The organism is Clostridioides sp. ES-S-0001-03 (assembly GCF_020676075.1).
Taxonomy (GTDB): domain Bacteria; phylum Bacillota; class Clostridia; order Peptostreptococcales; family Peptostreptococcaceae; genus Clostridioides.
Genome location: NZ_JACVWJ010000001.1, coordinates 295050 through 309755, shown reverse-complemented (window position 1 = coordinate 309755; position 14706 = coordinate 295050). Strand labels below are relative to the sequence as shown.

11 protein-coding genes and 1 pseudogene are annotated in these 14706 nt (G+C 27.5%); 2 read left to right on the top strand and 10 right to left on the bottom strand.

Annotated features, from left to right (window positions below):
* Nucleotides 1-17: 17 nt before the first annotated feature.
* The 8 genes from IC174_RS01355 to IC174_RS01320 all read right to left on the bottom strand — a co-directional run bounded on the left by IC174_RS01355 (nucleotide 18) and on the right by IC174_RS01320 (nucleotide 10451).
* Nucleotides 18-908 carry a ketose-bisphosphate aldolase gene (locus IC174_RS01355; RefSeq protein ID WP_227481937.1) on the bottom strand — a complete coding sequence of 297 codons (891 nt, stop codon included), beginning with the start codon at nucleotides 906-908 and terminating at the stop codon, nucleotides 18-20.
* A gap of 645 nt (nucleotides 909-1553) precedes the next feature.
* On the bottom strand, nucleotides 1554-2981 hold the full coding sequence (locus tag IC174_RS01350; RefSeq protein ID WP_227481936.1) for a 6-phospho-beta-glucosidase: 1428 nt from the start codon (nucleotides 2979-2981) through the stop codon (nucleotides 1554-1556).
* A 79-nt stretch (nucleotides 2982-3060) separates the two neighbouring features.
* Nucleotides 3061-4989 (bottom strand): beta-glucoside-specific PTS transporter subunit IIABC, encoded by a 1929-nt coding sequence (locus IC174_RS01345; protein WP_227481935.1) that lies wholly within the window; start codon nucleotides 4987-4989, stop codon nucleotides 3061-3063.
* 155 nt (nucleotides 4990-5144) lie between these two features.
* Nucleotides 5145-5987, bottom strand: a complete 843-nt coding sequence (gene licT, locus IC174_RS01340; RefSeq protein ID WP_227481934.1) for a BglG family transcription antiterminator LicT — start codon at nucleotides 5985-5987, stop codon at nucleotides 5145-5147.
* Nucleotides 5988-7190: 1203 nt separating this feature from the next.
* Nucleotides 7191-7382: a hypothetical protein gene (locus IC174_RS01335; protein WP_227481933.1), complete on the bottom strand. Its 192-nt coding sequence runs from the start codon at nucleotides 7380-7382 to the stop codon at nucleotides 7191-7193.
* Nucleotides 7383-7500: 118 nt separating this feature from the next.
* Nucleotides 7501-8661, bottom strand: coding sequence for an ABC transporter permease (locus IC174_RS01330; RefSeq protein ID WP_227481932.1), 1161 nt, complete (start codon nucleotides 8659-8661; stop codon nucleotides 7501-7503).
* 12 nt (nucleotides 8662-8673) lie between these two features.
* Complete coding sequence (locus IC174_RS01325; protein ID WP_227481931.1) at nucleotides 8674-9348, bottom strand: ABC transporter ATP-binding protein; 675 nt, start codon at nucleotides 9346-9348, stop codon at nucleotides 8674-8676.
* A gap of 14 nt (nucleotides 9349-9362) precedes the next feature.
* The gene (locus IC174_RS01320; protein ID WP_227481930.1) at nucleotides 9363-10451 is read right to left on the bottom strand and encodes an SH3 domain-containing protein; all 1089 of its coding nucleotides are present in this window, start codon (nucleotides 10449-10451) and stop codon (nucleotides 9363-9365) included.
* Between the two features lie 412 nt (nucleotides 10452-10863).
* Here IC174_RS01320 and IC174_RS01315 point away from each other — a divergent pair, with 412 nt between their 5' ends.
* Nucleotides 10864-11484: a hypothetical protein gene (locus tag IC174_RS01315; protein WP_227481929.1), complete on the top strand. Its 621-nt coding sequence runs from the start codon at nucleotides 10864-10866 to the stop codon at nucleotides 11482-11484.
* 170 nt (nucleotides 11485-11654) lie between these two features.
* Nucleotides 11655-12796: pseudogene (locus IC174_RS01310) on the top strand (IS256 family transposase).
* Between the two features lie 667 nt (nucleotides 12797-13463).
* On the opposite strand, the gene IC174_RS01300 reads toward IC174_RS01310, so the two are convergent.
* Both IC174_RS01300 and IC174_RS01295 read right to left on the bottom strand, forming a co-directional pair.
* On the bottom strand, nucleotides 13464-13676 hold the full coding sequence (locus IC174_RS01300; protein WP_176702544.1) for a helix-turn-helix transcriptional regulator: 213 nt from the start codon (nucleotides 13674-13676) through the stop codon (nucleotides 13464-13466).
* Nucleotides 13677-14090, bottom strand: a complete 414-nt coding sequence (locus tag IC174_RS01295) for a hypothetical protein (protein WP_227481928.1) — start codon at nucleotides 14088-14090, stop codon at nucleotides 13677-13679.
* Nucleotides 14091-14706: the final 616 nt, after the last annotated feature.

The window sequence follows — 14706 nt, the reverse complement described above, 5'->3', positions numbered from 1 at the left end:
CCCCTCCCTTTAATTTGTTATCCAATCACTGATTCTTCTTTTGGTGAAAAGCATTTTAATTTATCTATGTCATTGAATAAATTCATTTTAAATTCTATAACTTCCCTTGCAGCTTCTATACATTGTGGATATATAGCATCTGGTTCATATAAACTTGGATTTTGTTCTAATACTTCTCTGCACTTCTTATAATACGCTGATTTAACATCACTTGAAATATTTACTTTACAAACTCCTAGTTTAACTGCTTGTGCTATTTCTTCATCTGGATTTGACGATCCGCCATGAAGAACTAAAGGTATATCTACTACTTCTTTTATTTCTTTTAATAAATCTAATTTAAGCTCTGGTTTAAACCCTTTTGGATATATACCATGTGCTGTACCAATTGCAATGGCTAATGTGTCTACACCTGTTTTTTCAACAAAATCCCTAGCTAATTGTGGATTTGTATATATTATTTCATCAGAACCACCTTCTCCTGATGTTCCAGTTGTTCCTATTGTTCCAAGTTCTCCTTCTACAGATATATTTAATCCTTTTGCAATTTCTACTACTGCCCTAGATATTGCTACATTTTCTTCATATGATAAATGTGAGCCATCAATCATTACTGATGTAAATCCACATTTTATCGCTCTTAATATTTGCTCTTTATTTGCCCCATGATCTAAATGTATTACCATAGGTACTTTACTCTTATTTGCTTCTTCTATACAACTAGCTACAAAGCTATCTTCTAGGAAACTTAACTCATTTGGGTGTATTGCAAGTATTACTGGTGCATTTTTTTCATTAGCACTCTGTACTACTGCTTTAAGTATTTGCCCACTCCCTATATTAAATGCTGGTACTGCAAATTGATTTTCTTGTGCTACTTTTAACATTTCCTTCATATTTATTAACATATTGTACCTCCTGATATTTTAAATTTTAGTTTTGATTTGTTTGTGATTTATTTTGTTGTTGTTATATTTAAATAATATCAGGATAATAAAAGTTCGAAAATGACAATAGTTTTCCTTTTGAAAAAGGAACTTTTATTATACACTCTGAGTTCCTTTTCACTAAATAATTTTTAGAAGTCTATATCATGGTTAATTGCAAAGAATCTTTTAAAAAGAACTATTCCATTAGATGATAAATTCCATTCTCTATACTCAATAAGCTCAAAAGGAGACTCCAGTAATTGCGATTGTTTTATAAGTATTCATTTAAACTCTACAATAGGTAGTATCTTCATGGATTATAGAAATAATTTTTAAAATGGTAAAGGTGTAATAGTATATGGTCATCATTTGAGAAATAAAACTATGTTTGGTGAGCTATTTAATTTTAAAGATACTCGTACCATAGTGCATGCTATATTAGTATCAAAAACATTAAAAAGAAGTTGTCTCAAAATTGATTTTTTCTAATCAAACTTTAAGTTCAACTTCCTTTTTGGATTTTTATATATTATTTTTTATTATTTCTTTTTTAATTATCTTAAATTTTGATGGTAGGTAAAATAGAAAAAATCATACATATCATTAGTTTTATATTCTTCTTCCCTAATCTAAATCTTCACCATTTGAAGCAATTACTTTCTTATACCATTCAAAACTTTTCTTTTTCGTTCTTCTCAAACTTCCATTACCAATATTATCTCTGTCTACATATATAAATCCATAACGCTTTTCCATTTCACCTGTGCCAGCACTTACTAAATCAATAGGCCCCCATGTAGTATAACCTAATAAATCTACACCATCTATAGAAACTGCATCGTACATAGCTTTTATATGTTCTCTTAAATAATCAATTCTGTAATCATCTTCTACATAGCCATTTTCATCAGCTATATCTTTTGCACCTAATCCATTTTCTACAATAAATAATGGCTTTTCATATCTATCATATACATGATTTAATGTAATTCTTAGACCTAGTGGGTCAATTGGCCATCCCCATTGGCTGTATGAAAGATATGGATTTTTAGCAGATGTAAATATATTTCCTTCAGCTACATCATCTGAGTTTTCATCAGTTCTAACACAACGGCTGTTGTAATATGAGAATGAAATAAAATCTACTGTATATTTATTCAATAATTCAATATCACCAATCTCCATTTCTGGTGTAATACCCTTTTGTTCCATATATTTTAATGCATAATTAGGATATTTTCCTCTAGATTGCACGTCTACAAAGAAATAATTTTCTCTATCTAACTTCGTAGCTTCCCATACATCATTAGGATTGCAACTATAAGGATATACACTTCCAGCCGCAAACATACATCCAACTAAGTTATTTGCATCAACTTCATGTGCTATTTTAGTTGCAACTGCACTAGCTACAAGTTCATGGTGAGCAGCCTGATATTTTATCTTTTCAACATCTTCTCCTTCCTCAAAACAAATACCAGCACCCATAAATGGAGCATGTAAAATCATATTTATTTCATTAAAAGTTAACCAATACTTCACTAATCCTTTATATCTTCTAAAGATAACATTACATAGTTTCTCATAAAAGCCTATCATTTTACGATTACGCCATGCACCATACTTTTCAATCAAATGCATTGGACAATCAAAATGTGTAATAGTAACTAGTGGCTCTATGTTATACTTTTTACATTCTTTAAATATATTTTCATAAAACTGAAGCCCCTTTTCATTTGGTGTTTCTTCGTCACCTTTTGGGAATATTCTACTCCATGCAATACTCATTCTATATACTTTAAATCCCATTTCACCAAATAACTTTATATCTTCTTTATAATTATGGTACATATCAATACCAGTTTGAGCTGGATAATAATGCTCATCATCAAAATCAAACATTTTTAATTTTCCTGTAATAACTGCTGTTCTATCTTTTCCTGTTGGACATACATCTACATTTGCTAGACCTCTTTCATCTTCATTATATCCACCTTCACATTGATTAGCTGCAGTAGCTCCTCCCCATAAAAAATCTTTTTTAAAACTCATAGTTAAGCCTCCTAAAATTACAACTAAAGCATTAACTTATGCTAATGCTTTAGTCTTTTATTAATACTTTAATCTCTTCCTAAAATATAACTGTAATCAGATTATCTTCTAATTCAGCATTTTTACTTTTTGTTTCTACCACATCTAAAAATTGTGATGAATTTGTAATAACAACTGGAGTTACAACACTATATCCCGATTTCTTTATTACATCAATATCAAAGTTTAATATAGTTTGACCTTTTGTAATCCTATCACCTTGCTTTATACATGCCTCAAAACCTCTTCCTTCTAACTGAATAGTATTTAATCCAATATGAATAAGCACTTCAACACCTTCATCTGAGAGAATTCCTATAGCATGTAAACTTGGGAATAAAGTTTTAACCACTCCATCTACTGGCGCAACTACCTTTCCATCACTAGGTATTATTGCTACACCTTGACCTAGTACACCAGATGCAAATGCCGCATCCTCTATATCACTTAAATTTAATACTTCACCTTTTATAGGGCTTACTACTATTTCTTTTTCTAATTTAGTAGACTTAACTTCTTTTGTTTCTTCTTTTATTTCCTCTTTTCCCTTATCTTTTGCTTCTTCTTTCTTGTCTTTATATAACACCATAGTTAATACAAAAGCTACAACCATTGATATAGCTATACCAGAAAGAGCTACTATTAAGTTACCCATTCCCCCATCTGGTTCAATCATTGCTGGAAGTTCGAATATTCCCATCCCTCCAGTTATAAACTTTCTAAGATTAAAGAATCCATAGAAAGCTCCTCCAATACCACTAGCAATACAACTTATTATAAATGGTTTCTTTAAAGGTAATAATATTCCATAAATTGCTGGTTCTGTAACTCCAAATATACCAGATATAAAGTTTGGTATTGCCATCTCTTTTAATTTCTTATCTTTAGTCTTAAAGAATATAGCTAATACAACTGCTGAACTTGCAAATGTACAAGCAAAGAATGGCATCATAACATTATCGTATCCTAAAGTCATAACATTGTTTATATATACAGGAATGAATCCCCAGTGCATACCAAAAATAACAAGAATTTGCCAAGTGAACCCTACTATAGCACCTGCTAATAGTGGACTAAAATCTCTTATCGAAATTACAATTTGCGAAATAAGTGTAGAGCCAAATGTTGCTATAGGACCTATAACTATAAGTGCAACAGGTATTGCTACCAATAATGTAAGCATTGGTACAAAGAAAAACTTAACTAAGTCTGGAACAATCTTGTTAAATAATTTTTCACACTTAGATGCAAAATACACTATAAATATAATTGGTACAACTGTTCCAGTGTAATCCATTGATATTATTGGTAATCCAAAGAAATCAATATATACTGGTGATGCAAACATTGTTCCTTTAAATAAAGTATACATTGCATCTGTACCTGCCGATATACTGCTACCTTGTATGGCAGGATAACACATTGCAGCTCCTAGTGCTAATCCTAACATTGGTTTTAGACCAAATTTTTTAGCTGAAGTATATCCTAAAAATAAAGGAAGGAATGTAAATAATGCATCTCCTGCTGCATTTATTACCATATATCCACCAGACACATTACTATATAATCCCATTGCTACAAATAAAGCATTAAATCCTTTTAACATACCACAGGCTGCCATTATTCCTAGTACTGGCTGAAAAATTCCTGATATTATATCTATACACTTATCCAACATACTACCTGACTTTTTCGTTTCCGAATTTGCACTTGAGTCATCTAAGCCAATTATTTCAACTACATCTTTATAGACAGCTTCAACATGATTTCCTATAACTACTTGATATTGCCCTCCACTTTTCATTACAGTAACAATACCTTCCATATTTTTCAACACATCGTCATTTGCTATACTTTCATCTTTTAATGTAAAACGTAGTCTTGTAATACAGTGTACTAATCCACTAATATTTTCTTTTCCACCAACATTTTTTACTATGTCTTGTGCTAATTGTTTGTATTTTCCCATTTTTTCCTCCATATTTCTTTTAAATTAATTTTTTGAAATTTGAAGGTTTGGCCAACTCAATGTTACCATCCAACCATAGGTATAGTTTTGTTAGTATCACTCCTTTCAATAACTCTTACTATATACTGCCTATATACTGCTGAAAAATTATCAACTTACATATTTGAATCTTTAACTACTTTAGCTAAATGTATTGTTAAATATATAAGTTCATCATCTGTTAATATGTAGTTATATTGTTTTTTAATAAAATTGTTAATTTTAACTACACATTCAAACTCTTTATTATATTTAGACCTAATAATAATTAATAAGTCTTTATCTGTCTCACCTTCATGTACACTATTTGAAAGTAATCTCTGTGCAAAAAATTTCAGATGCATTATAAATCTATAATAAAATACTGATTCCTCATGAAATTCTATCCTAAAATGATATCTAACTATACTAAGTACTTCTTGTATTAACTTTGTAATATCAGATGCCAAAGTATGACCTTCACTTAACTGAGCATTTACTATATGAAAAGCTATAAATCCAGCTTCATCTTCAGGTAATTTTACACCTGTTTTGCTTTCAATAATATCTAGCGCTTTCATTCCAATTTCAAACTCTTCTTTATAGAACTTTTTAGTTTCCCAAAGTATTGCATTCTTTACGTTTATTCCTTCTTTCATTCTTTGAATTGCAGAATATGTATGGTCACTTAATGATATATAAATACTTTCATTTAACTTCTTGTTTAACTTTATTTGTGCATACTCTATAATTTCACTTGATAATTTCATGTGCTCCATAGGAATATTATTAAGTAATTCCTGCAACTTATTTGATATTTCTTTATTTGATATTCTAAATACTTTATTTACTTTAGTTTTATCTATTAAATCGCCTTTTGATTTTTGATATCCAATGCCTCTGCCCATGACAATAATTTCTTCATCATTGCCATCTAATGTAATTACAACATTATTATTTAATATCTTATTAATTATCATGATTATCCTCCTTTTGAGCATAAAAAAAGCTTATCCATAATAATGGGCACAATCCTTCCTAGGATACTGCTATTATTAATGAATAAGCTTAGCTTGTACTTAAACAATTACTACCTAATTCCAATTATTATGATAAAACATTAGATATATTTTGTCAACGTTTTCTTTCAATGTATTTTATATTTATATATATAGACTATAATCTTTTTTGTTACTCTCATCATAATTTTTATCATAGAAGGTCATTTATCTTACTCATAAATTCAACTACTAACTTTTTCATTTGAATTAGAATCTATATCAATAATAAAAAGATTTATGAGTCTAATTTAATATTTTTTTGAATCAATATAAATATAAAGTAATCTATACTTAGTACTACAAAAAACTCTATTGAAATTAATAAAAATCTGAAAAATTCATAATCTGTGTAAATATTTTAAATACTACTATCCTTACAGATATTAATATAAACGATATTAAAAATACCAATCCTAATAAAATATATTGTTTTTTCTCAGTTTAGTTGAACATACTATTAATTCCTCTACCTTATAAGTTTATTGTTTAGGCTCTTCGATTTATATCTCATGCTATATTGTTAATTGTAGAAAATAAATCTATAATAGCTATATTCTAATTCTTAATAGATTTTTATATAGTTGCTTATTTTATATTAAAGCACAAAATACTCATATCCAATTGGTATAAGCATTTTCGGTTATCATCATATTTACTTAGGATACTTTAATTTAGTTATTTTTTATAAACATAATTCCACTATTTACTAATTCCTATATTTCATTAGCGTATAAAGCAGAAATTTCATAACTTATAACTATATATTAATCTTTTGCCACTTCATAAATAAAAAATTTGCTTCACTTAAACCATATGTAGACGCACTATTTCATGTAGATAACGGCTGTATCTGTTGCTTTAGCAACGAGTTGACGATATATTTATATGTTTTAAGCTCATTAATTGGGATTATAAAACATCCATCTACTTATTATATAATAAGTAATGTTAAGTTATTTATAAGTATACACATTTTGTATATTAAAGATAAGCATATCACTGAATTTTATTAAATATTAATTATATAAAATAAAAATAAACCCAGTATCTTGTTATTAACCACTAGGTTTATTTTTATGTTTCATATTATTCTAAAGTATTTGATGTAATCATATATATTTTTTATTGATCACGTCCTATTGTTCCATCTTCAAGACCTTTTTCTATTTGTTCCTCGCCTAGTTTTGGTAAATTATTCTGTTGCTCTGTCTCTTTTGGTGTATTATTTATTTCCTTCTTACCTTCACATCCAATTACACTAAGAGCCACTATTGATACTATTACTATTGCTGTAAATTTCTTATTAAATTTCATTTTTTCTCTCCTTTTATTTTATATATTTTTTATTTTATTACCTTTTTCATAAAACTAATATTTATTAAATTTGCTAAACAGTATATTAATTATCTAACAAATTATTTGATGTGTAATTTTATTCTGATTTAAGTGCTACTATTGGTTGTAACTTAGATGCTTTATTTGCAGGAGATATTCTAAACACTACTCCCATAAATACTGCAAATCCAACTGCAGCAAATACTACATTCCATGCTATATAAGGCTCAGCCCCCATTGTTCCTAGTATTGGAAATGATCCAAGTATACCTATTGAAGAACCTAATATTCCACCTATTAAGCTTATTGTAAGAGATTCTACTAAGAACTGTACTAGTATAAAGTTTCTAGGAGACCCTAACGCTTTTCTTATACCTATTTCTTTAGTCCTCTCATTTACAGATACTAACATCATGTTCATTATACCTATACCTGCTACGAATAAAGATACACTTGCTATTGCTCCTACCATTAGGTTCATAATGGCATCCATTGATTTCATTGAATCTATCATTTCTTTATTACTTGATACATAAGAATCGTTTGGTGCCATACCTTTTTTAGTAAAGTGAGCTTTTATTTCATCCATTGTATTTGTAACACTATCATTTGAAGCAGATTGTACATTTAATTTAGATATATCACTTACTCCTAAAACAATTTGTGCTGTTTTATAAGGCATATATATAGTATCATCTTCTGGGCTATTATAAGCTTCATCAATCTTACTTAATACACCTATAACTTTGTATGGTATAGACTTAATATTTATTGTTTTTCCAAGTGCATCTCCTTTAGGGAATAATTCACTGGCAACTTTACTCCCTAATACTATAACTTTAGTTGATTTATCATTGTCAATTGGCATAATAAATCTACCACTCTTGATTTTAGTGTTGTTTAGTTTTGCATAGTTTTCATCCGTTCCAACTATACTTTTTTTACTATCTTTTTTATCATAACTCACAGTTGCTGAATCACTTATTTCTGGAGATATTTCTTTTACATTCGAACTACTTTTCAATACTTTTATATCAAATTCAGTTATTTTTTTATCTCCATATACACTTGTAGTTATTAAATCTAGTGGCTTTGATTCAAAACTTTTATACATACTTTGTTTACTACCTATAGATATTGTAACGAATAGAATTACACTGGCTGTACCAATTGATATACCTAATATAGTAAGAAATGAGCGTAGTTTATTAGCTTTGATTTCTCCTAATGCCATCTTAACTATTTGGAAAATATTCATATACGCCACCCCCTATTCAAAAATTTCACCATCTTTAATTCTTATCAATCTTTTAGCATTTCTTGCTATATCCATGTCATGAGTTATCATAATTATAGTTTTACCTTCTTGGTTTAGACCTTCTAATATCTCAAGTATTTCTTTACTTGTTTTACTATCTAATGCTCCTGTTGGCTCATCAGCTAGAAGTATTTGTGGATTTGTAGCTAGAGCTCTTGCCATTGCTACTCTTTGTTGTTGCCCTCCAGATAATTGATTCGGCCTATTATTTAATTTATCTTGTAGTCCAACCTTTTTCAGACATTCTATAGCTATTTCTCTTCTTTCTTTAGGCGTTTTACCTTGGTATATAAGAGGAAGTTCTATATTTTCTAAAGCTGATAATTTATTTAATAAGTTAAAGCTTTGGAATATAAATCCTATTGTCTTATTTCTTACAGCACTTAACTCATCTTCACTTAGTGATGTTATACTTTTTCCGTCCAGTATGTATTCACCATTATCAGCTAAATCTAAACAACCAATAATATTCATAAAAGTTGATTTACCTGAACCTGATGGACCTATTATAGATACAAATTCACCTTTTTTAATATCTAATGAAACCTTTTTTAATATAGTTATTTTTTCATCGCCTATGATATATGATTTCACTAAGTCCTTAGCTTGTATTACATAATCATTCATATATTATCACCTTTCTATTCTATTGATTTTTCCATTGTTGAACTTAATTCTGCCCCTGAATTTTCAACAGAGCCTTTAAATGACTGTATACTTATACTTTCATTTTCTGAAAGTCCTTTTGTAACTTCTATATATTCTGAATCCGTAATTCCTGTTTCAATGTATTTTTTTTCACTTGTACTTGCAAGAGTAACAAAGTATCCTTTTTCATCTTTTTGAACCGCCATTACAGGAATCTTTATTACATCATTTTTTTCGTTTATTATGATTGTACCTGTTACAGACATACCATCTTTAAGACTTTGTATAGTTAAATTATTTTCTAAAATCCATCCAATAGTTTTGTCACTAGTTTCAACTTTATACCAATTCTCTTTTTTATCTAGTATTGCTACTTCTTCACCTTGTAATAATTTACCAAGACTCTTACTATTAGATGCATTATTCTTTCTAAGAATTGTATCATTGCTAGCTATTTTTACCTTTACATCTTTTTTATCTATTCCTTCTAACTTAACTCCATGTTTTTGTATCCACCCTTGTGTGTTATCTTCTAATCTAACTCTCATCCAGCTTCCTTTTCTTTCTAATATGTGGAATTTATCTCCTTTTTCTATTTTAGCTACTTTTCCATATTCTTTAGATGGTCCTTTTCTTACACTTATTTCTTCGTATTTACTCTCTCCAACTTCAAGTATCAGGTTAGAAACTGCCACAGTTACATTGTATGTCGGACTCTCTCCCTCTTCTGCTTTGTTAGATATTTCAGTTATTGTTCCTTTTATAGTTTCATCTGGAAATGCCTTTGCATTTATCTCAACTATTTGATTTACTTCTAACTGAGATACATCATATTGATTCACTGATACAATTATTTTAATGGCATTTGGATTGTTTCCTTCTGCATCAATTAATGAAACTTTTCCTCCAGCTGATACAACTGATTTTATATTTCCTTTTTCTACTGATAGAGTGTTCATTGTTAAATTCATTTGCTGTTGTTGTTTTGCCTCTGCATTTTTATTAAGCCCTATGTATGCCCCCGATCCTGCTAGAGTTATTGTAATAGCTGCTATAACTATAAGTTTTTTTGGTTTTTTCATGATATTCCTCCTTAAGTATTGTAAAGTACTGTAAATATATAATTACACTTTAATATTTTCCATAATTTATCTTATATTTGTATTTCTCATCACCAATATAACATCTTAATATTTACTTTGATAAATGTTAGGCTTTAGAGCTAATCCTTAACTCTGGTATGAGTGTAACATCTTAATGTTAATCTTATGTTTACATAAACGTAGTTCTTGTATATTTGATTTATCACAAGCTAATCTCTTTGTTTTATTATGGAAATTCTTCCTTTAGTATCATCCATAAATTAATACGCTACAAACTATACATCATATGTTAATTGTATGTTTACTCTTTAGCTATAGCATTGAGTTTCATTTTAATATATTATAAACTTCTTATTATCAAATAAAACGATTATATATAAGGAGAAAAAGTATGAAAATAACAAAAAATCACATAGTAGCACTTTTATTAGTAGCAACAACATCTTTAACTATAGGATGTGAATCAGCAAATAATAACAATAAGAGTAATAAAATAACTCAAGTACCATCTGATACTCAAAGTGTATCTAATTTTACTTTAGAAAAGATGGATAAATTAAATAAAGAAGTCTTACCTCAAGTAGAAAAACTATTTAAAGAAAATGGTATAGAGATTAAGGATAGAGAATTTGATGAAGGTATAGAAAAAAAACCTGGAGATATTTATAAGGCACATATGAATAATTCAAACACTACAATTGGTGATATTTTAATTGCAGAATATATTTCTAAAGCTAATGAAGGATCTTGGAGAGTTACTTTAGCAATAAATACTGATAAAGATACATTTAAAGGTAATAAATTCAAAGTAGAGGATACTTTATTTCATAGTTTATCAAATATTATAGTTAAAAATAATATAGATTACTCTGATTTAAATAATCAAATAAATGAACTTGCATCTAATGAAGATGGAAAGTTAAAATCAGTAAATATCGAAAGTGGAGATTTTAATATTGGTGTATTATTAACTGGTAAATATATTATGTTTGATATTACTTTAATCAACTAAATAAAAATATCTAGGATAACTCTATAAGTAAATTTATATTCTTCTATTATTTCTAGTGGCTTTAATATAAAGTGTGTATTTTTCCAAAAAGTAGTGATGATTAGAACATCAAATATCACTATATAAAGAAAAGTTCACACTTTTTATCTTTAACAAAGTGAAAAAAACTTATTGAAGAATATGATGTTAAAATAACTACAGATGTTCAAGATATGTTGAAAAATTTATTTGCAAGTACAATTCACCAGATGTTAGAAATAGAGCTTGATGAGCATTTAGGTTATGATAGATATAATAATAGAAACACTAAAAACTCTAGAAATTGATATAAAAATAAAAATGTTAAATCAGATTTTGGAGAAATAACTTTAAATATTCCAAGGGCCAGAAATGGAGATTTTGAACCAAAGGTAATTAGAAACTACGAAAATGATATATCAGGAATAGAGAACCAAGTGATTGGAATGTACTCAAAAGGCATGTCTACTTGAAATATATCAAGTCATCTTAAAAATATTTACGGAATTGATATATCCCATTCACTAATAGCTAAAATTACTGATAGAGTTATACCTTTAGCTCATGAATAGCAAAATAGACCACTTGGTATAATTTATCCAATTGTATTTATGGATACTATACATTATAAAGTTAGAAGTGAAGGTAGAATAATAAACAAAGCAACATATATAACTATAGGTATTAACTTAGAATGTATAAAGGAGGTCTTAGGGATATGGATTGGAGAAAATAAAGGTTGAAAGTATTAGCTAAATGTATTTACATATGTTAGAAATAGAGGAGTTAAGGTTATATTAATAGCTTCTGTAATTGGATTTTCTGATACAATTAAAGCAGTATTTTCTGATACTGAAATACAAAGATGTGTTGTGCATCAAATTAGAAACACTTTAAATTATATATCATACAAAAATAGAAAAGAATTTGCAAAATATTTAAAGAAAGTATATGCTGCAATTACAGAAGAAGTAGCGTTAAGTGATCTATCGTTCTTAGAGAAAAAATGGGGTAATCAATATACAAAGCATTAAGAGGTTGGCAAAATAATTGGAATGAACTAGCAACATATTTTAAATATCCTCAAGAGATGAGAACATTGATATATACTACAAATTCAATAGAAAGTTACAATAGATTATTAAGAAAGGTTACTAAATCAAAGTATATTTTTCCTTCAGATGATTCTTTACACAAATCATTATACTTAGCAAATATGGATATTTTTGAAAAATGGACTCAGATAATTAGAAATCGGACTCAGATTTTAACCCATTTAAGTATTTATTTTTAAAAAAGAAATTTAACTCTAAGTTAATAAAGAAATATTTCAAAAAAATCAAGAAATTTTCTTAAATAGATAATAATTTTTCGAAAAATAGAAAAACATGAAAGTAAGGCTATGATTTTTACAACCATAGCCTTATCAATAAATATCTAATTTTCACTTAAAAAATAAATTTTCATTTAAAAAATACACATAAATATTTCCAGACTCTATCTGCTTTTTTAACTATTTACCTTGGATAGCCCTTATGATACATTAATCCATTTTCTAGCATTAATTCTTGAGTTAAGTATATATGACCCTTACAATGCATATCTGATACACCCTCACTTATAAGTTTATATGTTTCAGAAGTATATAAATAATCCAAACTTTTACCTGTATTTTTGGAAAATTGTAATATAATTTTTTTATATAGTGATTGCAACAATGTCTTATTAGCTTCTATAAAACTATACCTTCTCCTCGCATCTAAACTTTAAATTTTTATTTATTATTTATTAATTAACTGTATATTCACTAATTTTTATAATTTATAATACTCTTCTTATCTTAAAACAATTATAATCTAACCTTAATCACACATTATATTATATATAAATATTTTTAACAAACTTAATAATTAAATAACTATATTTCATTAATCATCTTATAAATATTTACAATCTATCCACTATTCTTCTTCAATAAATTCAAACAAATTTTCTACTGTAGTATTAAATACTTTAGCAATATCCATCGCTAACTTTAAAGAAGGATTATATTTTCCATTTTCTAAGTGCACAATAGTCTCACGTCTTACCCCAACTGATTTGGCAAGTTCATTTTGTGTCATAAGGAGCTTTTCTCTATATTCTTTAATTTTTGTTTTCATCAATATTGCCACTTAGTTACATATCCCCCTTTTATCAAAATATATATACAAAATTAATTTAGATAAAGATTGTATAAATAAAACAGCAATAAGAATTATACCTATATCTAAATTTGATATATCCAAAGCTCTTGTATGATTGGCTGAAAAGAAAACAGCTATTACAAACATAGAGTATAGCATTATTTTTGATGCAATCTGATCAACCTTTAATAGCATAAATTTTGATGCCTCATCAACTAAATCATTATATTTCTTATTATACATGAAATCACATGCCCAAAAAGCTAATAAAATTATAAAAGTAACCCAAATACCTTCCCCTTTAAAAATAAACTTTTTTAATAATAAGTCTATAAAAAAATAGGATAGCATTAGTAACTCTGAAACAAGATTTGCTTTAACACCAAGTTCTGATCTAGACATATAAAATCACTCCTTAAAATTTATATATTTATAATACCTTATGTTATAAATATATAACTTTTCCAAATAAATTGCAATAGAATATTGTAAATATTTAGTAATATCTTGATAAATATAACTTATAAAAAATTTCATAATAAACATCAAATAGTTACAAATAATATTATAAAACTACTTATTCACTCATTTTTATGGAGCTGTCTATTTAAAAAACTCTTCTACTATAAAAACATATTCTTTAAAACATTACAATACAGTGCTAGATTAGTTTACTATATCTATTTTATCAATCATATCATTTGCTAACTATTTTCCTAATGAACATGTAATATTGAAATATATAATTATACAACCTAAATGCACCCCCATATCCCCTCAAAAAACATTTTTCTGTGGTTGAGATACGGTTGGTAGATTTCATCACCAAAATAAAAAATACTAGTCAATATTGACTAGTATTTCCAAGTATTTCATTATTCTTTTTTACAAATTGTTGGAGACGAATCGCAGGAATAATACCCACGATTAATTCATTTCATATACAACTCTAAGTTTTTATTAAAAATATACATCACTTTACTATTCTATGATATAACACAACAAAAGAAACTACAAT